This window comes from Gordonia liuliyuniae, assembly GCF_021738805.1.
Classification (GTDB): domain Bacteria; phylum Actinomycetota; class Actinomycetes; order Mycobacteriales; family Mycobacteriaceae; genus Gordonia; species Gordonia liuliyuniae.
Window position 1 is genome coordinate 106379 of sequence record NZ_JAKKOR010000014.1, and the last position, 26167, is coordinate 132545.

General features: G+C 66.5%; 23 protein-coding genes and 1 pseudogene. 6 read left to right on the forward strand and 18 right to left on the reverse strand.

Going from position 1 to position 26167, the window contains the following annotated elements; genetic code table 11:
• Positions 1–170: 170 nt before the first annotated feature.
• Entirely contained in the window at positions 171–533 is a 363-nt protein-coding gene (locus L5G33_RS18895) for a helix-turn-helix domain-containing protein (RefSeq protein ID WP_236999723.1), read from the forward strand.
• A 110-nt stretch (positions 534–643) separates the two neighbouring features.
• Here L5G33_RS18895 and greA read toward each other — a convergent pair whose 3' ends face one another.
• The 3 genes from greA to L5G33_RS18910 all read right to left on the reverse strand — a co-directional run bounded on the left by greA (position 644) and on the right by L5G33_RS18910 (position 2437).
• Positions 644–1135, reverse strand: a complete 492-nt coding sequence (gene greA, locus L5G33_RS18900; protein WP_236999724.1) for a transcription elongation factor GreA — start codon at positions 1133–1135, stop codon at positions 644–646.
• Between the two features lie 97 nt (positions 1136–1232).
• Positions 1233–1982, reverse strand: coding sequence for a queuosine precursor transporter (locus L5G33_RS18905; RefSeq protein WP_236999725.1), 750 nt, complete (start codon positions 1980–1982; stop codon positions 1233–1235).
• Entirely contained in the window at positions 1979–2437 is a 459-nt protein-coding gene (locus tag L5G33_RS18910) for a DUF4307 domain-containing protein (protein WP_236999726.1), read from the reverse strand. The genes L5G33_RS18905 and L5G33_RS18910 overlap by 4 nt, the downstream gene beginning before the upstream one ends.
• A 48-nt stretch (positions 2438–2485) precedes the next feature.
• Between L5G33_RS18910 and mca the strand changes: the two genes are divergently transcribed.
• The 5 genes and pseudogenes from mca (at position 2486) to L5G33_RS18935 (ending at position 9094) form a co-directional block, all read left to right on the forward strand.
• On the forward strand, positions 2486–3367 hold the full coding sequence (gene mca, locus L5G33_RS18915; RefSeq protein WP_236999727.1) for a mycothiol conjugate amidase Mca: 882 nt from the start codon (positions 2486–2488) through the stop codon (positions 3365–3367).
• Positions 3364–3702 carry a hypothetical protein gene (locus tag L5G33_RS18920; protein WP_236999728.1) on the forward strand — a complete coding sequence of 113 codons (339 nt, stop codon included), beginning with the start codon at positions 3364–3366 and terminating at the stop codon, positions 3700–3702. The genes mca and L5G33_RS18920 overlap by 4 nt, the downstream gene beginning before the upstream one ends.
• Positions 3703–3801: 99 nt before the next feature.
• A complete protein-coding gene (locus L5G33_RS18925) occupies positions 3802–5796 on the forward strand; it encodes a thioredoxin domain-containing protein (protein ID WP_236999729.1) in 1995 nt (664 codons plus the stop codon).
• Positions 5797–5965: 169 nt separating this feature from the next.
• Positions 5966–7682: pseudogene (locus L5G33_RS18930) on the forward strand (FAD-binding dehydrogenase).
• A 278-nt stretch (positions 7683–7960) separates the two neighbouring features.
• Entirely contained in the window at positions 7961–9094 is a 1134-nt protein-coding gene (locus L5G33_RS18935; protein ID WP_308191600.1) for a 3-deoxy-7-phosphoheptulonate synthase, read from the forward strand.
• A gap of 143 nt (positions 9095–9237) precedes the next feature.
• Here L5G33_RS18935 and L5G33_RS18940 read toward each other — a convergent pair whose 3' ends face one another.
• From L5G33_RS18940 to L5G33_RS19010, 15 genes are all read right to left on the reverse strand, one after another.
• On the reverse strand, positions 9238–11331 hold the full coding sequence (locus L5G33_RS18940; protein ID WP_236999731.1) for a xanthine dehydrogenase family protein molybdopterin-binding subunit: 2094 nt from the start codon (positions 11329–11331) through the stop codon (positions 9238–9240).
• Complete coding sequence (locus tag L5G33_RS18945; protein WP_236999732.1) at positions 11328–12326, reverse strand: FAD binding domain-containing protein; 999 nt, start codon at positions 12324–12326, stop codon at positions 11328–11330. Before L5G33_RS18945 ends, L5G33_RS18940 begins: the two co-directional genes overlap by 4 nt.
• Complete coding sequence (locus L5G33_RS18950; protein WP_236999733.1) at positions 12323–12847, reverse strand: 2Fe-2S iron-sulfur cluster-binding protein; 525 nt, start codon at positions 12845–12847, stop codon at positions 12323–12325. The genes L5G33_RS18945 and L5G33_RS18950 overlap by 4 nt, the downstream gene beginning before the upstream one ends.
• Positions 12848–13462 (reverse strand): nucleotidyltransferase family protein, encoded by a 615-nt coding sequence (locus L5G33_RS18955; protein WP_236999734.1) that lies wholly within the window; start codon positions 13460–13462, stop codon positions 12848–12850.
• Positions 13449–14558 carry an XdhC family protein gene (locus tag L5G33_RS18960; RefSeq protein WP_236999735.1) on the reverse strand — a complete coding sequence of 370 codons (1110 nt, stop codon included), beginning with the start codon at positions 14556–14558 and terminating at the stop codon, positions 13449–13451. The genes L5G33_RS18955 and L5G33_RS18960 overlap by 14 nt, the downstream gene beginning before the upstream one ends.
• Positions 14559–14784: 226 nt before the next feature.
• Positions 14785–16518 carry a sigma-54-dependent Fis family transcriptional regulator gene (locus L5G33_RS18965; protein WP_236999736.1) on the reverse strand — a complete coding sequence of 578 codons (1734 nt, stop codon included), beginning with the start codon at positions 16516–16518 and terminating at the stop codon, positions 14785–14787.
• A gap of 200 nt (positions 16519–16718) precedes the next feature.
• On the reverse strand, positions 16719–17039 hold the full coding sequence (locus tag L5G33_RS18970; RefSeq protein ID WP_236999737.1) for a putative quinol monooxygenase: 321 nt from the start codon (positions 17037–17039) through the stop codon (positions 16719–16721).
• Positions 17040–17054: 15 nt separating this feature from the next.
• A complete protein-coding gene (gene groL / locus L5G33_RS18975; RefSeq protein WP_236999738.1) occupies positions 17055–18704 on the reverse strand; it encodes a chaperonin GroEL in 1650 nt (549 codons plus the stop codon).
• Between the two features lie 30 nt (positions 18705–18734).
• Positions 18735–19760 (reverse strand): NAD(P)-dependent alcohol dehydrogenase, encoded by a 1026-nt coding sequence (locus L5G33_RS18980; protein ID WP_236999739.1) that lies wholly within the window; start codon positions 19758–19760, stop codon positions 18735–18737.
• Entirely contained in the window at positions 19757–20527 is a 771-nt protein-coding gene (locus L5G33_RS18985; RefSeq protein ID WP_236999740.1) for an iron-sulfur cluster assembly protein, read from the reverse strand. Before L5G33_RS18985 ends, L5G33_RS18980 begins: the two co-directional genes overlap by 4 nt.
• A gap of 10 nt (positions 20528–20537) precedes the next feature.
• Positions 20538–21578, reverse strand: coding sequence for an amidohydrolase family protein (locus tag L5G33_RS18990; RefSeq protein ID WP_236999741.1), 1041 nt, complete (start codon positions 21576–21578; stop codon positions 20538–20540).
• A 145-nt stretch (positions 21579–21723) separates the two neighbouring features.
• Positions 21724–22068 (reverse strand): propane 2-monooxygenase effector subunit MimD, encoded by a 345-nt coding sequence (mimD, locus tag L5G33_RS18995; protein ID WP_236999742.1) that lies wholly within the window; start codon positions 22066–22068, stop codon positions 21724–21726.
• The gene (locus L5G33_RS19000; RefSeq protein WP_236999743.1) at positions 22065–23168 is read right to left on the reverse strand and encodes an aromatic/alkene monooxygenase hydroxylase subunit beta; all 1104 of its coding nucleotides are present in this window, start codon (positions 23166–23168) and stop codon (positions 22065–22067) included. Before L5G33_RS19000 ends, mimD begins: the two co-directional genes overlap by 4 nt.
• Positions 23169–23250: 82 nt before the next feature.
• Positions 23251–24294 (reverse strand): 2Fe-2S iron-sulfur cluster-binding protein, encoded by a 1044-nt coding sequence (locus L5G33_RS19005; protein ID WP_236999744.1) that lies wholly within the window; start codon positions 24292–24294, stop codon positions 23251–23253.
• A 93-nt stretch (positions 24295–24387) separates the two neighbouring features.
• On the reverse strand, positions 24388–26037 hold the full coding sequence (locus tag L5G33_RS19010; RefSeq protein ID WP_236999745.1) for an aromatic/alkene/methane monooxygenase hydroxylase/oxygenase subunit alpha: 1650 nt from the start codon (positions 26035–26037) through the stop codon (positions 24388–24390).
• Positions 26038–26167: the final 130 nt, after the last annotated feature.

The window sequence follows — 26167 nt, forward strand, 5'->3', positions numbered from 1 at the left end:
GGTGGGGTCGCGGGCGCGAATGGGGGAGCCCGCGGGCCCACCCCGGCGCGAGCATCGCGACGAACTCTGCGAATCCCGACCGTTGTGTATTGCTGAATCCTCTTCCGCGGCAACAAGATGCACAATCTGTTGTGCGGACAATGTGTTGTGTATCCACCAGTGTTGAACAGGTGGACGAGACGCGCTGGGGTGCCCTGGAATGGGGCACGTACGCGGATGCGTTCGGGCATCGGCTCGTCGTGATCCGCAAAGCGCGCGGGTACTCGCAAGAGACGCTCGCCGAACGTTCCGGCATGCACCGCAACCAGATCTCCAACCTCGAACGCGGCACCAGCAACCGCGAACCGCATGTGGCCGATCCGCTGCTGTCGACCGTCTACCGGCTGGCGGGTGCGCTCGACGTCCCGCCCGCCTACCTGATGCCCGACCTGCGGTCCGCAGTCGCCAAACGGTCATTCGAACAGTCCTCGCGCGCGGAACTGTCCGCCGTCGAAACGGCGCTACGGGACGTGCTCGATCACCGGGCGTTCTAGAGTCGCCGCCGCACCAGGCCCCACAGAAACGAACAGCGGCACCGAACGTGATGTTCGGTGCCGCCGTCGATGTATCGATCAGTCGAGGTCTCGATCAGTCGAGGTGTCGATCAGGAGTGGTACGGCTCCGCGCTGACGAGCGTCACCTTGATCGTCGCACCGCTCGGCACGGTGTACTCGCGGGATTCACCGACCTTGGCGTCGATGATCGCTGCGCCGAGCGGTGAGCTCGGCGAGTAGATCTCGAGGTCGCTCGACGCACCCTCTTCGCGCGTTGCGATGAGGAACGTTTCCTTGTCCGACTCGTCGCCGTCGAAGTAGATGGTGACAACGGACCCGGGGAGGGCGACACCCGACTCGGCGGGGGCCTCTCCGACCTTCGCGTTGTTCAGCAGATCCTGCAGCTGGCGGATACGCGCCTCCTGCTGCCCCTGCTCCTCACGGGCCGCGTGGTAGCCACCGTTCTCCTTGAGGTCGCCTTCTTCGCGACGCTCGTTGATCTCGGCGGCAATGACTGGCCGATTCGCGATCAGCGAATCCAGTTCACCCTTCAGGCGCTCGTACGACTCCGGCGTCAACCAGGTCACCCGAGTATCAGTCATTGTGGTCTCCTTTGCTGTCCGCGAATGGACTGCTCTAAATGCAGCAACACGACCCCTCGCGAGGTCGTGCACCGTCTAGCATACCAGTTCGTGTGTTTTATGGCACATAGGATGTGCCGGCGTCGCCCGCGTCGAGACCTTCCTGGTACGACGGCTCGGCGCGCTTCAGGTACGCCACGATAGCGTACGTAGCAGGCATGACGACAATCTCGACGAGCGTCTTCCACACGAAGCCGATCACCACGTAGTTGATGAAATCCGACCACGTGCTGATCCCGATCGCGGTCGCTGCGATCGAACAGAACACGAGCGTGTCGAAGAACTCGCCGACCACGGTCGACGAGATCAGGCGCGCCCACAGGTGACGTTCGCCCGCGCGCTCCTTCATCTTGACCAGAACGTACGAGTTCAACAGTTCGCCGACCACATAGCCTGCGAGGCCGGCGGCGACGATCTGCGGGACCGATCCGAGAACGGTGTCGAACGACGACTGCGCATCGTAGAAGTCGGCCGCCGGGAGCTCGATCGCGATCCAGAAGCACAGCGCTGCGAGGAGGATCACCACGAAGCCTGCGGCGACGGTGCGCCGCATCGCGCGGAACCCGTACACCTCGCTGATGACGTCACCGATCACATAACTGAGCGGGAACAGGAAGAATGCACCGTCGGTGACCAGGCCGTTCACATGCAGCGGGCCGAAGTCGAACTGCAGCCAGTCGAACAGGACGACGGCCTTGGTGGCGGCGATGTTGCTGATCAGCATCACGCCGACGAAGAGCGCAGTCAGGATCGGGAAGTACGGGCTGGAGACACGTGCGAATACGGCCCGACCGGCGGTCACCGTCATGCCGCCGGCTTCAAGTACGGCGGAACGTGGGTGGTGCAGCCGAAGACCTCACCGATCACCGCGGGCTCCGAGGTCAGCACCTCGGTGTTCGCGCCGACCTGGATCTCGCCGCCCGCCGGGACCAGCACCTCGCGTCGTCCGACCTCGGAGCCGTCGTCGGCTCGGGCGCGGACGACGCACGAGACGGCGTCGCTCGGGTCGTTGCGGTTGACCGTGTACTGGACCGATACCGTGTCGGACGACACGATCTCGAAGGCTGTCGCGTCGCCGGACACCTCGGGGTCGGCGAACTGCTTATATCCGAGGACGGCGATCCCCAGGCCGACCAGGACAACGGCTACAGACGCGATGTAAAACCATCGCCGTCGGCTCGACGCCGTACGTTCGGTCGGATATGTCGCGCGGGGACCGCTCCGCGGTTCGGGGTCGATGCCGCCCCCGTCTGAACTGCTCACGTGTCAATACCTACCATGAGTAGTAACAGCGAGCGAAGGTGAGGAAGCGTGAGCGAACACGCGAACGGTCTGCGTCTCATGGCCGTGCACGCACATCCCGACGACGAATCGAGCAAGGGTGCAGCGACCTTGGCGAAATACGTCGCAGAGGGTCACGACGTGATGGTCGTGACGCTCACCGGTGGTGAGCGCGGCGACGTGCTCAATCCGGCGATGGACAGGCCGGGCATCCTGGAGAACCTCCCGGAGGTCCGCCGCGACGAGATGGCGAAGGCCGCGGCCGCGCTCGGCGTCCAACATCACTGGCTCGGCTACATGGATTCGGGTCTGCCCGAAGGCGATCCGCTGCCACCGCTGCCCGACGACTGCTTCGCCCTGGTCCCCCTGGAGGAGGCGACGGGTCGGCTCGTCGAGGTGATCCGGTCGTTCAAACCGCACGTGATCATCACGTACGACGAGAACGGCGGCTACCCGCACCCCGACCACATCAAATGCCACGAGGTGTCGGTGGCGGCGTTCGACGCGGCCGGCGACCCCGAGCAGTATCCGGACGCGGGCGAGCCGTGGACGCCGCTGAAGCTCTACTACACGCACGGTTTCATCCGCGCCCGAATCCTGCGGTTCTCCGAGGCCTTCGAAAAGGAGGGCGCGGAGAATCCGTTCGCTGACTGGCTCAGCAAGTGGAAGACCGATCAGGGCGACCTGATGGCGCGCGTCACCACCCAGGTTACGTGCGGGGACTACTTTCCCCAGCGCGACGACGCACTGCGCGCGCACGCCACGCAGGTGGATCCGAACGGGTTCTTCTTCGCGGTGCCGCTCGAGTGGCAGCAGAACCTGTGGCCGACAGAGGAGTTCGAGCTCGCGCAGACCCGCGTGAAGACGTCGATCCCCGAGTCGGACCTTCTCTCCGGAATCGAGCAGCCATGACGATCGCCGCATGGGCCACGAACGCTGCGGTGCTGGCCGCCGACCAGGAGCCGAAGGGCCCCGAGTTCGGTAAGGCGTCGCCGCTCGGCCTGCTCATCATCATCTTGCTGCTCATCGCCGTCTTCTTGCTGATCCGGTCGATGAACCGGCAGCTCAAGAAGCTGCCCGAGAGCTTCGACACCGAGCATCCCGAGGCCGACCAGGCGTTCGACGAGGGGACCGAGGCGTCAGCCGCCGACGAGCCGGGCGCCAAACCGGGCGCAGAGCGCGGCGACGAACCCGGTGGCGAACCCGGTGGCGAAACCGCACCGGGCCAGCGGCCCGAGGGGTCGTGACGTCAGCTTCCCCGCTCAGGGCAGGCAACCGTCTGGGAGCCGATACGGCCGCTGTGCGGGGAAGCTGAGGTCAACGGGGCGACGTGGCACGCTGGAGACATGGCGAATCGTCTTCAGCAGAGCAACTCTCCTTACCTCCGCCAGCACGCGGACAATCCCGTCGACTGGCAGGAGTGGGGCGACGAGGCGTTCGCGCAGGCGCGTGACCGCGACGTCCCGATCCTGCTGTCCGTCGGGTACGCGGCATGCCACTGGTGTCACGTGATGGCGCACGAGACGTTCGAGGACGCCGAGCTCGCCACCCAGATGAACGCCGGGTTCGTGTGCGTGAAGGTCGACCGCGAGGAACGGCCCGACATCGACTCGATCTACATGGCGGCGACCGTCGCGATGACCGGTCAGGGCGGTTGGCCGATGACCTGCTTTCTCACGCCCGACGGTGACCCGTTCTACTGCGGCACCTATTTCCCGCCGCGCTCGCGCCATGGCCAGCCGGGATTCGCCGAGCTGCTCGACGCGGTGTACGGAACGTGGACGACGCGCCGCGACGAGGTCGACGTCGCGGCAGGCAAGATCACCGCGCACCTGCGCGCCAGTACACAGACGCTGCCCGAGGGCCCGCAGTTGGACGTGCAACTCCTCGCCGACGCGACGACAGCAGTCCTCGCCGACGAGGATGAGGCACACGCCGGTTTCGGTCGGGCGCCGAAGTTCCCGCCGTCGGCACTGCTGGAAGGGCTGATCCGCGCCCAGGAGTACCGCGGCGACGAGGCGCCCCTGCACGCCGCGAGCCGCACCCTGCACGCGATGGCACGCGGCGGCATCTACGACCAGCTCGCGGGCGGGTTCGCCCGGTACGCGGTCGACGAGAAGTGGGTCGTCCCGCATTTCGAGAAGATGCTCTACGACAATGCTCTGCTGCTGCGCGCCTACGCCCACCACGCGCGCAGCACCGGCGACGACCTGCCGTTGCGCGTCACCGACGAGACGGTCGCGTTCCTCGACGAGTACCTGTGGACCGGGCGCGGGTACGCGTCGTCGTTGGACGCCGACACCGAAGGCGTCGAAGGCCTCACCTACGTGTGGCGGCGCGACGAACTCGATCAGATCCTCGGCGACGACGCGGCGTGGGCGGCCGAACTGTTCACCGTGACCGAGACCGGCACGTTCGAGCACGGCTCGTCGACCCTCCAGCTGTTGCGCGACCCCGACGACGTCGCACGGTACGAGTCAGTGCGCGCTCGACTCTCCGCTGTCCGTGCGCAACGTCCGCAGCCGGACCGCGACGACAAGGTCGTCACCGCGTGGAACGCTTTCGCGATCACCGCGCTCGCCGAAGGCGGGGCGACACTCGATCGGCCCGCGTGGCTCGACCGCGCAGCCCAGGTGGCCTCCGAACTCCTCGACGTCCACCTCGTCGACGGTGACCTGCGTCGATCGTCGCTCGACGGCGTCGCGGGCGCGCCGCTCGGGGTGCTGGAAGACTACGCCGCGCTGACCACGGCGCTGATCACCCTGCACGCGGTGACCGGCGACGCGAAGTGGCGCACGGCAAGCCTGGCGATCCTCGACCGCGCGATTGACGTGTTCGCCGACCCCGACGAGGCGGGGGCGTGGTTCGACGCGCACCCCGGCGGCCTGCTCCTGCGCCCGCGCGACCCGGTGGACGGTGCCACCCCGGCCGGTGCGTCGCTGATGGCCGAGGCGCTCGTCGCGGCGACCGCGGTGGCCGACGTCGACACTCAGCAGCGGTACGCCGACCTCGCGGACGCGACCCTGGCCCGCGCCGGAATCATTCTCGCCAAGGCCCCACGCTCGGCAGGACACTGGTTGGCCGTCGCACAGGCGTACGTCGCAGGCCCCGTCCAGGTCGCGGTGGCGCAAGCTCCCGACAGTGACGGCGAGTTGGCGGAGCAGTTGCGTCGACGTGTGCCCGGCGGTGTCCTGGTGATCGCGGGCGAGCCGGATTCGGCTCCGCTCCTGGCTGATCGTGGACCGGTCCCGACGGGCGGCCGACTCCGCGACGCCGCGTATGTGTGCCGCGGTCGCGTCTGCGATCTGCCGGTCACAACGGTGGAGGCCGCTCAGATCTGAGCCGATCCCACCCGTTTCCTGATCGACCGATCGACTTCTCGGCTACTGTGTCCGCGACCCCCTTTCGACGTAGACCCTGGAGACACGCGTGCCCGACGAACACAACGCCGGACCTGACGGATTCCACCGACGAGATGTCCTGATCGGGGGTGGGGTCGCGGCAGCGGGCCTGCTCGCGGGTTCGCTCGCGGGCAGCGCGGGCGCTGCACCCCGGCAGGACGCCGACGTCATCGTCGTCGGCCACGGATTGGCGGGCCTCGTCGCCGCGACCGAACTCGCAGCGGCCGGGCGAAGCGTGATCGTCGTCGACCAGGAGTCCCGACAGAACCTCGGCGGGCAGGCACACTGGTCGCTCGGTGGCCTGTTCTTCGTGAACTCGCCGGAGCAGCGGATGTGGAACATCAACGACTCCGTCGAACTCGCCAGGCAGGACTGGTTCGCGAGCGCGGGCTTCGACCGCGGTCCGCACGACAAGCTCGGCGAGGACTATTGGGCGCGCCAGTGGGCCGAGCACTACCTGGACTTCGCGGCGGGCGAGAAGCGGAGCTGGCTCGAACGCAAAGGCATGCACTGGGTTCCGGTGGTCGGCTGGGCCGAACGCGGTGGCACGTCGGCGAGTGGCCACGGCAATTCGGTGCCCCGCTTCCACATGACGCTGGGCACCGGCCCCGGCGTCGTCGAACCGTTCCGCAACGCCGCCCTCGACGCCGAACGCAGACGTCGGATCACGTTCAAGTTCCGTCACCGTGTCGACGAACTCGTTATGAGCGGCGGGCTGATCACCGGGGTGCGCGGCAAACGACTCGTGCCGTCGACCAAGCCGCGCGGTGTCGCCACGTCCCGCGCCACGGCAGGCGACTTCCTACTGCGCGCACCGGTCACGATCGTGGCGTCCGGCGGTATCGGCGCCAACCACGACCTCGTCCGCGCCAACTGGCCGTCCAGGCTCGGTAAGGCACCGAAGACTCTGATCACCGGTGTGCCCGCGCACGTCGACGGCCGGATGCTCGGCATCGCCGAGGACGCGGGCGCGCGCATCGTCAACCGCGACCGCATGTGGCACTACACCGAAGGGCTCCGCAACCACACGTCCATCTGGCCCGACCACGGCATCCGCGTGCTTGCCGCCCCGTCGTCGATGTGGTTTCGACGCCGAAGGCAACCGCTTCGAGAGTCCGGCGTTTCCCAGCTACGACACCATCAAGACGTTGGAGATGATCGGGAAGACCGGCTACGACTACTCGTGGTTCGTCCTCAACAAACGCATCATCGCCAAAGAGTTCGTTCTGTCCGGGTCGGAGCAGAATCCCGAACTCACCCGCAAGGATCTTGCGGCCTATCTCGCCAACCGGGCGCTCGACGACGTGCCGAAGCCGGTGCAGAAGTTCATCGACAAGGGTGTCGACCTCGTCCAGGCCCGGAGCGTCGACGACCTCGCCCGCAAGATGAACCGGCTGGCCCGCAACGACCTCATCGATGCCGGGAAGCTGCGCAAGCAGATCGTCGAACGCGACCGCCAGATCGGCAACCCGTACACGAAGGACGCCCAGGTGATGGGTATCCACAATTCGCGGAACTTCCTGGGCGACAACATCGTCCGCACGGTGGAACCCCACCGGATCCTGGACCGGGCAGCCGGTCCGCTGATCGCGATCCGGATGAACATCCTCACCCGCAAGACGCTTGGCGGCCTGCAGACCAACCTCGCGGGCCAGGTGTTGAACGCCGGCGGCGCAGTGGTTCCGGGACTGTACGCGGCGGGCGAGGCGTCGGGTTTCGGCGGAGGCGGCGTCCACGGGTACAACGCGCTCGAGGGCACGTTCCTCGGCGGCTGCCTGTACTCCGGGCGCGTCGCCGGCCGAGCCGCTGGACGTGCGACGGCGTAGCGACAGCGCGGTCGCGTTCGACACGTCGTCGAGCCGGTGCTACGGTCGACGGCGTGTCGATGACCTCGTATTGGCGTTTCTTTATCCAGGCTCCGGGTGAGCCTGCGATGAAGCGGTAATACGCGCGTCGAAGATCCCGGAGCCTGAAGCAGTGACCGAATCGGTCGCTGCTTCTGTCGTTTCCGGGATCGTCTGCGCGACGTGGAGCGTTTCCGGAGGCGGCGCCGGACACCCATTGCCCCCGCGACCAGCGCACCGAAAGGCCTCAGCACGTGACTATCACGACCCCTCCCGCCACAAGCCTCACAGCAACGACCACCACCGCAACGACCACCACCGCAACGACTAGGACCACCTCCGACCGGCGGGTGACAGCGTTCTCGCCGATCCCGTCGCCGGACGCGTTGCGCACCGAACTCCCGTTGACGGGGCGGCGCGCCGAGATCGTCGCCCGCGACCGGGACGAGATCGCCGCGATCCTCGCCGGACGCGATGATCGACTGATCGTCGTCGTCGGGCCGTGCTCGGTGCACGACCCGGAAGCCGCCCTCGACTACGCGCGCCGACTCGCGCCGTTGGCCGCCGAATACGCTGACTCGCTGAAGATCGTGATGCGCGTGTACTTCGAGAAGCCGCGGACCACGGTCGGATGGAAGGGGCTCATCAACGACCCAGGGATGGACGAGACGTACGACGTCGACCGCGGCCTGCACGTGGCCCGCCGACTCCTCCTCGATGTGATCGACCTCGGCCTGCCCGTCGGCTGCGAGTTCCTGGAACCGACCAGCCCGCAGTACATCGCCGACGCGGTCGCCTGGGGTGCGATCGGCGCACGCACCACCGAGTCGCAGGTGCACCGTCAACTCGCGTCCGGACTGTCGATGCCGATCGGATTCAAGAACGGGACCGACGGCAACGTGCAGGTCGCGATCGACGGCGCGCAGGCCGCCGCCGCCCCGCACGTGTTCTTCGGTGTCGACGACCAGGGACGCGGCGCCGTCGTCCAGACCTCCGGGAACGAGGACTGCCACATCATCCTGCGCGGCGGCACGCCGGGCCCGAACTACGACGTCGACTCGGTCCTCTCGGCTGCCGACGCGTTGGCGAAGGCAGGCCAGTCGCCGAAGGTGATGGTCGACTGTTCGCACGCCAACTCTGGTAAGGATCACGAGCGGCAGGCGGTCGTCGCCGCCGATGTCGCGCAGGCGTTCGCGGCCCGCCGCGCCGCAGGCGAACCGGTCCGGCTGTCCGGCGTCATGCTGGAGAGCTTCATCGAGCCCGGTAACCAGCCGGTCCCAAGCGACGCCGCAGGTCGCGCCGCCCTCGTCTACGGCAAATCCGTGACCGACAAGTGCATGGGTTGGGATGCCAGCGTCGATGTCTTGGCCACCCTCGCGCAGGCCGGACGGTAGGAGTCTCGACGGTCGGTCCTCGGCGGGCGGACAAACCTACACCGCTCAGGGGAGACGTCGCCGTGACAGTGTCGTAGGCGCTGAGCGGTGTAGGTTTGCGGTGTCGATCAGCGGGAGGACGTCTCCGACTCGTGCGGACCGGCTCACCCCAGCAGACGGTCGGCTGTGATCGGCAGGTCGCGCAGTCGTATCCCGGTGGCGTGGTAGACCGCATTGGCGACCGCCGCTGCGGCTCCGACGATGCCGATCTCGCCCGCGCCCCTGGAGCCCATCGGGTTGACGTGCTCGTCCACCTCGTCGAGCCAGATGGCCTCGATGTCGTGAACGTCGGCGTGTGCACTGATGTGGTACGCGGCCAGATCTTGCGTCACCACGTGGCCGAACCGATGATCGCGCACGCTCTCCTCATGCAGTGCCATCGACAGTCCCATCGTCATTCCACCGATCAGCTGTGAGCGCAGGGTGCCTGCGTTGATGGCGCGGCCGACGGAGAACACGCCCAACATCCGTGGCACTCGTATCTCGCCGGTGTCGCGATTCACTTGGGCTTCGACGAAGTGTGCGCCGAAAGAATGCATCGCGAACTTATCCGCGTCCGGGTTCTCCGGTGCCTCGGTGATCGTGTGAGCGCCGGTGGACGGCTTGTCGCCGTGGGCCTGCCGGAAGGCGCGCGCGGTCGTGACGATCGCCGTGCCCCACGATGTGATGCCCGACGACCCGCCGGCCACCGAAGCCGACGGCAAGTCGGTGTCACCGATCTGCACGTCGACCGAGTCGGTGTCGCAGCCGAGGGCGTCGGCCGCGACCTGCGTCAAGGCGGTCCACGTGCCGGTGCCGATGTCGGCGGCACCGATCTGCACTGCGTACACGCCGTCGGCGCGGTACTCGATGCGAGCTGTGTTGCCGGGCATCGACAGCGCGGGATACGCCGAGGAGGCCATCCCGGTGCCCAGCCACCATTGCCCGCGGGCCCGGTTCCGTGGCGTCGGATCGCGCTCTGCCCAGCCGAACCGCTGCGCGCCGGTGCGTAGACAGTCGACGAGGTGGCGTCCCGACCACGGGTTGCCCGACTCCGGGTCGACGTCGGGTTCGTTTCGGATCCGAACCTCAATCGGATCGAGGTCGCAGGCGACGGCGAGTTCATCCATGGCGACCTCGCCGGCGAACATGCCGGGGCACTCGCCGGGCGCACGCATCCAATTGGGCACTGGCACGTCGAGCGGGACCAACCGGTGTGAGGTCCGCCGATTCGGCGCAGCGTACATCGTGCGGGAGGGCACAGCAGTCTGCTCGGCATACTCCTTGACCGCGGATGTCGGCTCGACCACCTCGTGCGAGATGGCCGTCAACGCCCCATCGGGGTCGGCGCCCAGCCTGACCCGTTGGATCGTCGGAGGGCGGTACCCGACGAGCGAGAACATCTGCTGGCGGGTGACGGCGAACTTGACCGGCCGGCCGCCGCTGCGCTGGGCGGCGAGGACGGCGAGCACGTTGTGCGCGTGCGGGGCCCCTTTGGACCCGAAGCCGCCGCCGACGTGCGGGGATCTCACGCGCACCTGCTCGAGTTCGAGGCCGAACAGTGGCGCCAGCATCTGGCGCACGGAGTGCACGCCCTGCGTCGAGTCGTAGAGTGTCAGCTGCGGGCGACCAGGAGTCTCGTCCCAGATGGCCACGCACGCATGGGGTTCCATCGGGTTGTTGTGTTCGATCGGAGTGGTGTAGGTCTGATCGACCGTCACTGCCGCATCGTCGAGGGCGGCATCGACATCGCCTGTCTCGGTATCGGTGGGATGACCGCCGTTCACCGTGTCCGGGGCGTACAGCCGAGGATCGTCGACACGCAGTTCGGTGCGGTGTGCTTCCTCGCGATAGTCGACGCGCACCAGATCGGCTGCCTCGCGCGCGATCTCGGGAGACTCGGCGACCACGGCTCCGATCAACTGTCCGCGGAAATGGACCTTGTCGTCCTGCAGAATGCTTAGTTCGCCGTCCGACGTGTCGGCGAGATCGGGTGCGTCGAACACCGTGAGCACGGCGACCACACCGTCGAGCCGTCCGGCCGCGGACGTGTCCATTGCGGTGACGCGCCCATGTGCAACGGTGGCCTGGACCGGGTGCAGGTACGTCGGGTGCTCGACTGGGTGCTCGAACGCGTAACGCGCGGTGCCGGTGACCTTCGCCGGCCCGTCGAGTCGGGTGAGGGACGCGCCCATGGACGTGGCTGGGATCAGTGTCATCGTGATGCCTGTTCGGTGAGGCTGCGCAGCGTGGCCGCGAGGAGGCGTTGGGTCAGCTCGACTTTGAACTCGTTGCCGTCGAGTGGCTGTGCCCGAACGAGTTCAGCGTGCGCCGCCCGGGCGAACGTGTCGTCGGTGGGCGCTGCGCCATTCAGCACAGCCTCAGCCTCGCCGGCTCGCCACGGCTTGTGCGCGACGCCGCCGAACGCGATGCGGGCTGACGTCATCCGGTCACCGTCTACGTCGAGGACCACTTCGGCGGCGACGGAGACGAGGGCGAAGGCGTAGGAGGCGCGGTCACGCACCTTGCGATACGTCGACCGTGCACCGACCGGCGGTGCGGGCAACTCCACTGCGGTGATGAGTTGGCCATGGGTCAGCACGGTGTCCAGATCCGGGTGGTCGCCGGGCAGCCGATACAGGTCGGTGAGTGGGAGGCGCTTCTCGCCGTCGCTGTCTTCGATCACCACGACGGCGTCGAGCATGATGAGGGCAACCGCCATGTCCGACGGGTGCGTCGCCACGCACTGCGGCGAGGCACCCAGGATCGCGTGGTAGCGGACGTACCCGCCGATGGCCGAACACCCGGTACCGGGCTCGCGTTTGTTGCACGGTGTGGTGATGTCCTGGAAATAGGGGCACCGGGTTCGTTGCAGTAGATTGCCGCCGGTGGTGGCCAGATTGCGCAGCTGTCCGGACGCACCGGCAAGCAGTGCCCGGGACAGGGCGGGATACCGAGTGCGCACGAGGGGATGTGCGGCGAGGTCGCTGTTAGGCACCGCCGCCCCGATGCGCAGGCCGCCCCCGGGCAACTCCTCGACGTCGGTGAGCGGGAGACGGCTCACATCCACCAGCAACTGCGGTCCGGCCACGCCGAGCTTCATGTGGTCGACGAGGTTCGTACCGCCGCCCACGTAGGCGGCATCCGGTCGCGACGATACCGTGCTCACCGCATCCTGCGTACTGGCCGCGCGTCGGTACTCGAACGGGATCATGGCGTGGCCGCCTGTCGGATCGCGGCCAGGATGTTGGGATAGGCGGCGCAGCGGCACAGGTTGCCGCTCATCCGTTCCCTGATCTCGTCGTCGCTGAGTTGATCAGGCTCCGCGGCCAAGTCGTCGGTGACATGGCTGGGATGACCGGCCTTCACTTCGTCGAGCATGCCGATCGCCGAACAGATCTGGCCGGGAGTGCAGTAGCCGCACTGGAAGCCGTCGTGATCGAGGAAGGCCTGCTGCATCGAGCACAACTCATCGCCGCTGGCCAGCCCGGCCGCAGTGGTGATCTGGGCGCCGTCCTGGGCTACGGCGAAGGTGAGGCACGTGGTGACTCGACGACCATCGAGCAGCACGGTGCACGATCCACACTGACCGTGATCGCACCCCTTCTTCGGTGACGTCACGTCGAGATGCTCGCGCAGCGCGTCGAGCAGGGTGGTGCGATTGTCGACTGTCAGCGACCGGCGCTCACCATCGACCTCCAGCGAGATGTCCGACCGAGCTTTCGAGGCTTCCATTCAGCCCGGGTACCCTCCCTCGGGCCGCGCGAAACCGAGCGCATCCACGAGATCCTGCGGGGTGTCAACGTCTGCCGCGGTTCCGGTGTCGTCGCAGGGCACTGCACGCACCAGGTAGGCGTGCGTCGCGAGATACTCACGCGCACCGATGTCGCCGACCGCGGTCGCGGACACCTCGGGGAAGTGCTGGGAACCGATGAGGACCGGGTGACCTCGACGGCCGTGGTACGTCGCCACCGCGAGGGTCGAACCCGCGAATCGCAGCCGTCGAACCGCCTCGGCGCCGAGCCACGGCATGTCGACGGGTATCACTAACGCCGCAGACTCGCGCACGGCAGCGAGACCCGTCACCAGAGATGAACCCATGCCGGTTCGCCACCGTGGGTTGTGTACCACGTCGGCACCGTCGACCTGCAGCGGAGCCGCTCCGGACACCACCACGACTCGTCGACACCCGCCGCTGATCAGCAGGCGCACGGCACGATCGACGAGGCGCTCACCGTGAAACTGCACGAGGGCCTTGGGCTGTCCGAAACGCCTGCCCGCGCCGGCCGCCAACACGACACCGGTCGCGTCGACCGAGGGCGAGCCGTTCGGCAGTTCAGTCGACGTCATGGTGTACGGGCACATCGAGGTCGCTCAACCGGGTGCCGCTACCGCGCCAGCGCTGGGCGACGATTTCTGCGGCGATCGACGTCGCCGTCTCCTCCGGTGTTCGCGCGCCCAGGTCGAGCCCGATCGGGGCGGCCAGGGACGCGACCTGTCCGGCGGTCAGGCCGGCGTCACGTAGTCGCGAGACTCGATCGGCGTGGGTGCGTCGGCTGCCCATCACGCCGATGTACCCGGCGTCCGTTCGCAGCGCCACCTCGAGTACGGGGACATCGAACTTCGGGTCGTGGGTGAGCACGCAGATCGCCGTCGAGGCGTCGACCTGCGTCTCGGCCAGATAGTGGTGCGGCCAGCCGACGATCACCTCGTCGGCATCCGGGAATCGTTCGGCGGTAGCGAACGTCGACCGCGCGTCACACACGGTGACCCGATAGCCGAGGAACTGTCCGATCCCGCTCAGCGCCGCGGCGAAGTCGTTCGCGCCGAAGATCAGCATCCGCGGCGGCGCGCCGAACGATTGCACGAACACGGCCAACTCGTCGTGTCGACGCTGCCCTTGGACACCGAGATGGACGACACGCGTCGTGCCTGACGCCAACAGGCCTCGCACGTCGTCGATCGCGGCATGATCGAGGCGGGAATCGCCCAGCGAGGCGAGTGATTGTCGGGCGCCGACGAGAAGATGCCGACGCGGGCCGGCGTCCGCCATCACGGTGGCCAGGGCCACCGGATCGCCGTCCCGCACCGAGTCCATGAGCGTGGGCAGCACCGCAGCCAGCGACGAATCCACCGGTTCGACGAACACATCGACGGTGCCGCCGCAGGGCAGCCCCGGCGCGAAGGCATCCTCGGTGTCGCTGCTGTAGGACGAGGTCACCGGAGTGCCGGAATCGATCACCTCCTGTGCCAGCGCGACCACATCACCCTCGATACAGCCTCCGGAGAGGCTGCCGACGACCTGGCCGGATTGCGTTACACCCATCGCAGCACCGAGACCGCGCGGAGCCGAACTCGAGGTGTGCACCACCCGGGCGAGCGCCGCCGGCTCACCGCAGGCATACCAACGCTGCAGTGCGTCCCAGACTGTCTCGGCGGACGGCACGTCGGTACTCCTTCCCACTCTGGGCCCTACCCCTGGGCAGCTGGCGTCATCGTTTCGGCCGGACTACCCCTCGACCAGTCGAACCAAACGTGTGTGAGCGCGCAAACCTACACCGCTGAGGGGACACGTCGCCGTGACTGTGTCGTAGGCGCTGAGCGGTGTAGGTTTGCGGCCTCGGTCAGTGAGTGGACGTCTCCAACTCCGTGCGGGCGCGTCTCGGCCGGAACTAGGTCGCGATGCTGAACTGTTTGATCTTGCGGTAGATCGTGGCGCGGCTCAGTCCGAGGGATTCGGCGGCGGCACGCTTGTTGTAGTCGTTCTCGGTGAGCGCCCGGACGATCGCGTCGCGTTCGAGGGCCTCGATCTGCGAGAGGGTGTGGCGGCCGAACGTGCGGCACACCGGTGGCAGCTGATCGACTTCGACGACGCCCGTGCGCTGTTTGCGGACCACTGTCAGCAGGGTGTTGCGGAGCTCGGCGACGTTGCCCGGCCACCCGTACTTCGCGAGCTGCCGCATCGCCGCCGGCGCCAGCTGGAGGTCGCCTCCGCGCGTGATCCGCCGCAGCAGCAGGGGCACCAGATCCTGCAAGTCCTCGATGCGGTATCGCAGCGCTGGAATCGTGACGGTGCGGACGAACATCGGCATGAGCACCGTGTCGAGTGTGGTGTCGACGTCTCCGAGGTCCACTGTTATCCCCAGCCAGCCGTCGTCCATCCGTCCGGAGAGGAGGTCGGCGAGCTCTTCGACGGTCGCCGGCCCGAGGGTGTCGATGTCGCGGAGAATGATGTTGAAGCCCTCGTGGTCGAGTTCGCCTGCCAGGTCAGCGAGGCCCTCAGCGGTGAGCGACTCCGGTCCGAACACGCGGACATGACCTGGCCGGTACGCTTCCGCGGCGGCTTTGAGCGCTGAGCATCGGCCCGTGCCCTTTTCACCGGACGCGACCGTCCACTGCGAGGTCTCCAGCGTGCGGAGCAGTTCGGTGCAGGCCTGCCGCCACACGGAGCTGCGGCCGACCAGTCCTGGCAACGACGGGGGCGCTCGGCGCGGACTGGGCGTGTGGCCGACGGCGTCCACGATGTGCACCGTGAACAGTGCGGCCGATCCGAGGGCCTCGACGGCGTCGACGCGTGTGATGCGAACGGTGAGCCCGCTCGGCAGCTGGTCGACCGCCGATCGCGTCCCGGTCGCGGCGCAGTCGACGGCGTGCTCCAGCATGGCGGCCTGATCGGACGATTCGACGGTTCGCCGCAGCCGCTGGTTCATCAGGACCAGATCGTCGCTGACTGCCAGCACCATGGTGCCCGCGTGGCGACGACAGGCGATGTCGTACGCCTGTAGCAACGACGACGCGAGCGTCCCCGACATCTCGAGCAGCCGGTCCTCGATCTGTTTCGCGGTGGACAAGGCGAGCGTCATCATCAGGCCGCCGCCGTGCTCGACTCGCCCCGTCAGGTCGATGACGCCGAGCATCCGCCCCGACATCGGGTCGACCACGGGGACGCCGGCGCAGGCGAGGTCCACGAGCGATTCCCGATAGTGTTCGGCGCCGACGACGAGCGTCGGCTTGCGCGTCTCCAGCGTCGTGCCGATGCCGTTGGTGCCGACGAAACTCTCCGCGTAACTGAACCCCGGCGCAAGGCGTACCGTGTCGAGATCGCGACCCAGCCTGCCGACGGCGCCGACCCTGCTCAACACGACTCCATCGTCGGAGGTGAGGATTGCGCTGACCGGCTCGGACTCCAACCCTTCGGCGAGACGCCGCATGATCGGACGTGCGGCTGCCACGAGCGGACTGTCCAGCTCGGGTTCCCGCACGAACGGCAGATCGATCGGATCGGCGGAGATGTCCATCGCCTTCGATCGTCGCCACGAACTCGAGATCGACTCCCGGACGCCGTCCGTCGGCGCCGCGTCGGTGAGGAAACGGTGGCGTACTGCGATCAGATCGTGTGCAGGCATACTTCTCTCTTCTGGACTGCCGGACTGAGGCCTCCCGCTTCTAGACTATGACGTGAGTCACTGGATGGTGTCTCAACTTGAGACAACTTGCAGATGCAAGTCAAGCGAGCGAAGTGGAGTCCGGAACCGTTCCGGTGTGGAGGCGTCGGGACGGCACCGGTTTCACTTCGCTCGCTCAACCAGCCGGGATGGGCGTGGCCTCAGATCGTGAGCTCGCCCATCTCAGACCAGTCGGAGCCCTCGACGTCGCGACTGATGATGCGTGGGGTCTCCTTCAGGGCCGGCCTCATGGCGTCGAGGCCGGCTTTGAAGTGTTGCGAGTTCACGTGGGCGGCACCTGCGTCGCCGTCGGCGAAGGCCTCGACCAAAGCGAACTCCGACGGGTCGTCAGCGCTCCGGAACCAGTCGAACCAGAGGTTCCCCGGCTCGCTCCGCGTCGCCTCGGTGAACTCGCGCGTGCGGTCCAACCAACCGTCGACGTGCTCGTCGGCCACTGCGAATCTGACCACGATGAAGATCATCCGCGCGTTCCTCTCTCAGTAGATGTTGGACGGCCGGACCATGCCCTCGGCGAGATCGCCGAAGCCGGGAGCCTCGATGGCGCCCGGATGGCCCATGACCTCTTCGACGACCGCCGTCTCGGTGGTGAGCAGCAGAGCGGCGATCGAGGCTGCGCTCTCGAGCGCGGCTCGCGTGACCTTCGTCGGATCCATGATCCCGTCCTCGAACATGTCCGTGTAGCCGCCGTCCAACGCGTTGAAGCCGTGCCCGGACGGCAGGTCGGCCACGACGTCGACCACGGCGTCGCCGTCGTATCCTGCGTTCAAGGCGATCCATCGGAGCGGTTCGGCCAGGGACGCGCGGACCACGGCGACCCCGACGCCTTCGTCGGCGTCGAGGGTGAGCGACTCCAACGCCCGGTGCGACTGTGCGAGCGCGGTGCCGCCGCCCGCGACGACTCCGGACTCGACGGCGGCCTCGGTCGCGGCGAGCGCGTCCTCGACGCGGAGCATGCGCTCCTTGAGCTCGACGCTCGTGTAGCCGCCGACCCGGATCACCGCGACGCGGCCGGTCAGGCGCGCGATCCGTAGTTCCAGGCTGTCGCGGTCGGCGTCGATGCGCGCCCGATCGCGTTGCGCGCGGAGCTGCGCGACCCGCGCGTCGACCAGCGACTGCTCGCCGGTGGCGCCCACGATCGTCGTCGTGTTCTCGGTGACGGTGACCCGGCTGCACCGACCGAGGTGTTCGCCGGTGACGTCCGCCAGTTCTACGCCGGTGTCCTTGGCGATGACGTGTCCACCCAGCGCGACGGCGAGATCTTCGAGTTCGGCGACGCGGCGGTGACCGAAGCCGGGCGCCCGCACGACCACGGACCGCATGTGGTTGTGCATGTTGCCGCCGACGAGGAACTGCAGCGCCGGACCGTCGACGTCCTCGGCCAACACCAGCAGCGGCCGGTCGGCGCGTTTGGCCGACTCCACGGCGGGCATGATGTCCTGCACCGAGGTGATCTTCTTGTTGGTCAACAGGATCACCGGCTCGTCGAGGACCGCCTCCATCCGCTCCTGGTCAGTCACCATGTAGCCCGAGATGTAGCCGTGGTCGAACTCGATGCCGTCCACGACGTCGACGGTGAGCCCCGGTGTGTCGCTTTCCTCAGTGGTGATCACACCGCTGTCGCCCGCATATACGACCGCGTCGGCGATGGCCGCACCGATCACGTCGTCGTCGCTGGCGGCCAGGGACGCGACACGGAGGAGGTCGTCGCGTTCGCTGATCGCGACCGATTGGCCGTTCAACGACTCGAGGACCTGTTCGACGGCGCGTTCGATGCCACGTCGAACGCGCATCGGGTTGGCGCCCGCTTCCACGGCGCGCATGCCTTCCCGCACCATCGCCTGCGCGAGAACGGTGGCCGTCGTCGTGCCGTCGCCGACGACACCGTTCGTCTTCATCGCCACCTCCTTCACCAATTGGGCGCCCATGTTGGCGAACGGTTCACGCAACTGGATCTCGCGGGCGATCGTGACACCGTCGTTGGTGATGGTGGGAGGGCCGGTGAGCTTCTCCAGGACCGCGTTGCGTCCCTTCGGGCCGAGTGTCACCTTGACGGCGTCGGCGAGCGCGTCGACCCCACGCTCGAGGAGGACGCGTGCGTCGGCGTTGTACCGCAGTTCTTTAGCCATGGTCGGTAGACCTTTCGATGAGAGGGGTGATCAGGGGATGAGGATGGCGCGGCCTCGGACCTTGCCCGCGTCGAGATCGGCGAGCGCGTCGGCGAAGTCGTCGAGGGGATAGGTGCTGGTGTGCAGTGCGACCTTGCCTTGCGCGGCGAGCGTCATGAGGTCGCCGAGATCGTTGTACGAGCCGACGAGGTTGCCGATGAAGTTGATCTCGCTGGAGATGATGTCGATGGTCGGGACGTCGATGTTTTCGCCGTACCCGACCACGTAGTAGCTGCCGGCCTGACGCAGCATGGCCACGCCTTCCGCGGTGGCTCCGCCTTCGCCGACGAAGTCCAGAACCGCTTCGGCGCCGTGCCCGCCGGTCATCTCGAGGACCTTCTCGACCTGCGTGCCGTCGGCGACGACGCCGTGGTGAGCGCCGACCTCGACGGCGAGCTTCACGGCGTCGGGGTTGCGGTCGACGACGATCATCGTGACACCCGAGATCGCGTTCAACACCTGGATGCCGATGTGGCCGAGCCCGCCGGCGCCGATCACGACGCACGTCTGTCCGGGACGTGTGTCCCGCGCGACTTTGGCTGCCGCGTGGTAGGCGGTCAAGCCCGCGTCGGCCAGCGCAGCCACGTCGGCAGGCTCCAGGGAGTCGTCGAGCTTCACGACGCTGCGGGCCGTGGTCTTCAGGTACTCGGCGTAGCCGCCGTCGGTGTCGATGCCGGGGAACTGGCTGTTCTCGCAGTGGACGTCATCGCCCGCACGGCACGCGCGGCACAGCCCGCACGTGATCAGCGGGTGCAGGATCACCTTGTCGCCGACGGCGACGTTGGTGACCGCCGAGCCGACGGCGTCGACCCACCCCGCGTTCTCGTGGCCGATCGTGTAGGGGAGTGTGACATTCGACTTGGCCTCCCACTGGCCTTCGAGCACATGCAGGTCGGTGCGGCACACACCCGCGCCCCCGATTCGCACGATCACATCCAGCGGCCCGCTGATCTCGGGTTTCGGGATCTCGGTCATCTCCATCGGCTGGTGGTAGCCGACGACTCGTACTGCTCTCATGGCTGCTCCTGTGCGGTGTGGCGAGTGTTGGTGACGAGCGGTCCCGACGTGCCGTCGCAGTCGTCGTCGGCGTATCGGGTGGCGAGCACGCCCCGGCACCAGTGCCCGTTGCCCTCGATCGAGATCCGCACCGACCGCGCGAACCGGAGCTTCACCGGCACCTCGTCGTCGGGGATCGCGTGCCCGTGATCGTCGACGAGTACTCGGCTGTTCGGGCACGCCGACAGGCCGATCGCGACGCGTCGCCGCATCAACGCCGACGTGAATCGGCCGGCCGGCAGGTCGCGGAGCAGCACGTGGCCGACGTCCTCGTTGGTGATGACGCCGTCCCGGATGAGTGCGGTCAGACTGCGTTCCATCGCGGCCGTGTGCGCTTTGCGCATGAACGTCAACCGCAGGGCGTCGAGGCTCTCGTCCGCTTCGTCGCCGAACGTGCCGCGGTAACCTGCGTGCGCCGCCAGGCCCACGTTGATCTTGTCGCTGTCGTGGTGGTCGTCGAGCATCACCCGAACCACGCCGATGTCGTCGATCGACTCGAGCGCGTCGAGTGAATCCGAAGCCATCAGATAGGCGAAGTTCGGCGAACAGAACGACGTGGGGAGCCGTAGATGCACCTCGACGCCCGCGTCGTCGATCGCGATGGACCGCACGAAGAACAGATCGGTGATCGGCTCGTCCAGTTCGGGATCGATGACGGTGTCGAGTGCTGCCATGATCTGCGATTCGAGGGAGCCGACCCTGGTGGGCCGTTCGTGAAGGGTCGTCATCATCGACCCCCTACACGCCTGCGCCGACTGCAGGACTCGAGCCGACCGGAGTCTCCTCGCTCGGGGCCTTGACCTTGAGCTCCTCGGGGACCTGGATGTGCGGGTACAGGTTCGCGGCGTTCAAGCCGAGCACCTTGCGCTTCTGATCCATGGTGAGGGGCGCGTACTCGGTCATGTCCTCCGGGATCTGGAAGTCGACGAACCGCTCGATCAGCCATCGCGGCGTCCACAGCGCGTAATCGCTGGAGAAGATGATCTTGTCCTCGCCGATCCAGTACATGAGTTCGCCCATCATCTGCGCGAAGTAGCGGGGGCGCGTGTGGATGAACGGCATCGCGACCGCCATACCGCCGTAGACGTTCGTCTCCTGGGTGGCGATCCAGCAGAAGTCCTCGAGGCGCGGCAGGCCGATGTGCTCGACCACGAAGTTCAGGTCCAGGTAGTCGGTCGCGACCTTGTCGATGTCGCCGACGTCGAAGGCGTCCTTGTCGAGGGGGCGGATGGTCGGTCCCTTGTGGACGTGCACGTTCTTGATGCCGAGTTCTACACACTCGTCCAGGTACTTGCGCGACCACATGTCGTCGAGCTTGTATCCGCGTGATTCGCCGTGCCATTCCGCGGTGTACAGCTTGACGCCGGTGAAGCCGTACTTCTTGTGGGCCTCGCGCATCGCGACGATGCCGTCTTCGCCGTCGCGTGGGTCGTACGCGTAGTTGTGAGTGAGCTTGCCCGGGTTGGCTTCCACGAGGTCCTGCGTCTCCCGGAACTGGGAGAAGTTGTGGTTGTAGAAGTCCCGCAACAGAGTCGTCTGGAAGATGGCGTGGTCGACGTAGCCGTCGGTGAAGAGATCCTTCATCAGACGTTCGCCGCCGTAGTAGAGGTAGGTCTCGTAGTCCCACTTCTCCGACTCCGGGCTCAAATTGCGGTGATAGTCGTAGAAGCAGTCGATGAACTGCTTGCCGTGAATGTTCTTCAGGTTCTCCTCGCGTGCGTCCCACAGGTGCACGTGCGCATCGACGATGAAGAACTTCTCGCCATTCTTCTCATACATGACAGACTCACTCTCACTTGGGCTGAAACAGCGGCTGGTCGTTTCGACCCGCGTCGCACACGCGAACAGCGGGAAATCGTGGTGGGAATCGGTGGTAGCCCCGCCGGGAGCCGAGTGTGTTCTCGACTCCCGGCGGGGAGTCTTGTTACGACATCGCCGTCAAGTCGAATCCGATGAATTCGGCGGCGTCTTCCGGGCTGGCGAACAGCATCGTCTTCTCGTCGAGGTGGACCATGCGTCCGTAGTGGGTGGACGAGATCTCCTCGAAGACCGATCCGTCGAATTCCTGGCCGAGCGCGTCGGTGAGTTCGTCGTAATCGAATTCGAGGCGGTTGGCGCCGTCGACGCGGATCATCGACGGATACTCGGTCAGCTCCACTCCGTCCTTCTCGCCCATCACTTCGGCGACGACCCGGCCGATCGGAGTGTTCATCAGGGTGACCCCGCACATGTTCGAGAACTCTGTGGCGGATCCGAATTCCATACTCACTTGTTCAACTCCTCTGGGACTGGGACCTCGATGGACTCAAGGACCTCGGTGAACTTCGCCTTTGCGTTGTCGAGGCTCGTCGCGAAAGTGACCGACTGCTCGGCCGGCTGGGACCAGATCGGCTGCAGTGCGTTGGCCGCGTCGAGGCAACGGGGCACCCACTCGGCCATCCACTCGGCGAACTGTGCGCGGTTGCTCTCGCCGAACTCCTCGTCGCGCGAGAGCATGCGGAACAGGTTGCGCGTGTAGCCGAGGTCGCGGGAGTAGTCGTGCTCGCCAGTGCCCACGATGGTCGGGGTGATGTAATCGCCGTTGCGGGCGGATACCTGCATAACCAGTTCCGTGCGGAACAACGATCCGACGAGCTGCTCGAAGACGATGTTGGTGACGAACAGGAGCTGGCACCAGTCGCCGATCGCGGTGAGGCGTTCGACGGCCTCCCTCGTCGGCTGCCACTCCGGAGCGTTGCGCCAGACGTCGACGTGGGCGCTGCCGTCGAACCCCTCGACCTCGTCGTCGAGATCGAGGTTGAACAGTGCGAGGTCCTGGGCGAACCGCATCTTGTGGGCAGCGTTCACGGCGACCGCCGTGTTGATCATGTTCGAGGGGCCCGACCGCTGGATGGAGGTGAATACGTGCAGCGCCATCCCGTTCTCGGCGTGCATCCACGCACCGAGATTGCGTGCGATGAAGTTCAGCCATGGACGGTTCCAGCCTTGGTAGGCATGGGCGCGTTTAGCGTTGGACAGGCACAGCTCCACCTGGTGGACCACCGCCGAGTTGTTGCGGAAGATGGTCTGCTCCCACTCCTCGTTCGGGTCGAGGAAGGCGTGCCAGTTGCTCGACTGCGCGGAGGTCCAATTCTGTGGGTAGCCACCGGGTCCGTCGCCGAAACCGTAGATCCAGCCCTGGGTCAGATACCTCTCGGGGTCGGGCTGCACGTCGACGGTGACGTCCTCGTACATGGTGGCGCGCTTCTTCGCGGGCTCGAAGTAGCTGTACTTGCGGCTGCGGGAGCTCGGGAACTCCAGTGCGCCTGCCTCGGCATCGGTGAATTCGATGCTCGGGAAGCTGCGCTTGGGTGCTGCTGGTGCGGACATACCTTTCGTTCCTGTCGTCGGGCCAGTCGTCGGTGGCGGCTGGCTGATGGCTCGCTGATCTCGGCGGGTCTCGCCGGGCGACTCAGTCGAACGCGGGGCTGGTGAACTTGTCGTAGAAGACCTGATCGTGGGGGACCGCCATGGCATCGGCGAGCGCGAGCGCTGCGTCGACCATGGGCGGCGGACCGCACAGATACACCTCCGTCCTTCGCAGCTCGGGTTCGGCTTGCTCAACGACATCGGTGACGTTCCCGTGCGCGACTGTGACGCCGTCGGGCGGATCGTCCATCGACTCGGACAGGCAGGCGGTGAACGTGAAGTCGGGCAGTTGCGCGCCGAGCCGGGCGATCTCGTCGAGATAGAAGAGGTCGGCTGCGGTCCGCGCTCCGTAGTAGAAGCGGATCGGGCGGGTCAGTCCGATCTCGCTGGCGTGCCGGAGCAGCGCGAGGACCGGAGCCATGCCTGCCCCGCCGCCCATCAGGACGATCGGAAGGACGTGTCCGTCTTTGAGCGTGAACGAACCGTACGGACCGGTGATCGCCAGTTCATGGCCGGCCTCGAGTCCCTCGTCGAGCATTCCGGCGAACAGGCCGCCCGGATACTTCTTGATCAGGAACTCGAGTTGCTTCGGGTTCGACGGCGTCGTCGCCAGTGAGAACGACCGGGTGGTGCCGTCGTGGCCGGGGATCTTGATGTCACAGAACTGGCCTGCCTTGAATTCGAACGTCTCCGGTACGGTCAGATCGAGTTTGAGCGAGACGATGTCGCCGGTCATCGGTTCGATCGAGGTGACCCGGGTGGTGATGTCTTGGAGAGGGGCGCCGCCGAGGAGCTCGTCCTCGTCGAAGTTGAGGAGTTCGATCTCGCAGTCGTCGTACGCCCAGGTCTTGCACAGGAGGACGTAGCCTTCGTCGGCTTCGGCGTCGTTGCAGGCGAACGTCGAATGCCCGTCCATCTGGACGTCGCCGTCGAGTACGAACGACTTGCAGGCCGAACAGCGACCTTCGCGGCAGCCGTGCATCAGGTGGATGCCCTGGCGGAATGCGGCGTCGAGGATCGTCTCGTCCTCGCTGACCTCCATCTCGATGTCGACGGGGACGAAGGTGACGCGATGAGTGTCGCTCACGGGTTTCTCCTGCTCGGGAAAGTCTGACATGTCTGCGGAGGGGGCGACGGTGTGGGCGGGAGCGGACACACCCACACCGTCGCCGGTGCGCGCTCAGGCGCGGGAGTAGTACTCGGCGGCCACCGTGTCGGCACGGTAGTCGTCCAAGTGCTTCTGGCGGTCCTCGTCGCTCATCTCGTTGAGCACGACGTTCGGGCTCTGGAACGTGATGCCGCGGATGTCGTCGAGCGTCCACAGCTTCTTCGGATCGTCCAGGTGCAGATGCGGTTGCCCGATGAGGGTCTTGCCGTCGTCGCGGACGTAGCCGAGGTTGCTCACCACGTCGGCCAGATCGGTGTTGTGGTGCAGCGTCTCCCATTCGCGGAAACCGGTGAGACGACCCATGTTCGGGGTGTCCCGGCCCTCGTACTCACCGCGGAAGGCTGTCGTGTCGGTCCACCGGCAGGTCTCCGAGCAGTAGGTACGCCACTGGCCGTCCACCTTGTCCTCGACCAAGTCCTCACGGATGAGGCACGGCACCATGCAGGTCCAGCACCGGTGCGGGTACTGGTAGCCGACGTCCTCGAACGCGATTGGCTTGTTGCGGCCGGGGTAGGCGAGACGGTTGTAGTTCTCCCACCACTTGCCGAACTTGCTGTACCAGCCCGGGTACTTCTCTTCGAACCACTCGAAGTCGGCGTCGGTCATGGCGTCGATCCGCCAGTAGTTGACGGGCCAGCCGGTGGCGAAGAAGCGGGCCACCTCGTGCACGTAGTGCTTTTCGGTGATGCGCTTCCACGACTCCTCGACCAGATCGTGCGGGATGGTCAAGCCGTACTTCTCCAGCGGGAGAAGATAGCTGCGGTAGTAGTCGTCGTAGATCCAGCGACGCCACATCTCGGCGTAGCTCTCGCGATCTTTGCGGCGGTCCTTGGTGCCGTACTCGATGAACGTGCCGATCGCCGCGTCGACGACGCAGTGGTTGTTCCACCACGCGTACCGCAGGTCGCGTTCGAGGAGCGGGCGGTTACGCTCGTCGGCCAGCGCCATCAGGAGGATGGAGTAGCCGTTCGAGATGTGCCGCGACTCGTCGGACTGCACCGAGTGGAACACCGTCGGCAAGAGGTAGTCGCCGTTGGCGGCAGCCTCGTCCGGCATCGCGACGAACAGGGTGTTGGTGAACGCGGTCTCGGCGACGACCGTCAGGTAGATGTTCGCCGCGGTGATCGCGTCACCGGTGATGAATCCTTCACCGAACTGCCGGCCGATCGTGCCAGCGTAATTGTTCGCGAACGCTTTCTCGGTGATGTCGAACCCGGCGGGATCGATGTAGTTGTTCATGTACAGCTTCTTCAGATTCATCTGAATCGTCGAATGCCGCACCTCGTCGATCATCTGGACGGCGAGCCCGTTGTGGATCTCGGGGTTCGGGACGGCGTCGATGGCCATTGGCATCGCGCGGGCTGCCGAGATCTCGGGGAACGGAATGATCGACAGGAACAGCTTCTGCCATTCGAGCCACCGCTCCTGGACCTGGCGGAACATGTTGCCGCGGATGGCGCCGTCCATTGCGCCGTAGACGCGGTTGTCCTTCTCCTCCTCCATCGGGAAGTACGAGCGCATGATCTGCTTGAGAGGGTCCTTCTTGGGGGCCTTCTCGAATGTGTAGTCGGTGCCGAATCGTGTCGCCGGGGTGGCGAAGGTCGGTTCCCACGACAATTCGGTGATCTTTGCATGAGCCTTGGTAAGGCTTTGCCTGCTCAAAGTGCGCCTCCTCATTGTGCGAAGCCGACCGGGATGTCGACTTCGGTTGACGTGGTAGGAGCAATTCAAGTGGCTGAACCGCAGTGTTCACGTCTCACTATGAGACTCAGGTCACAATGCTGGTCAAGGT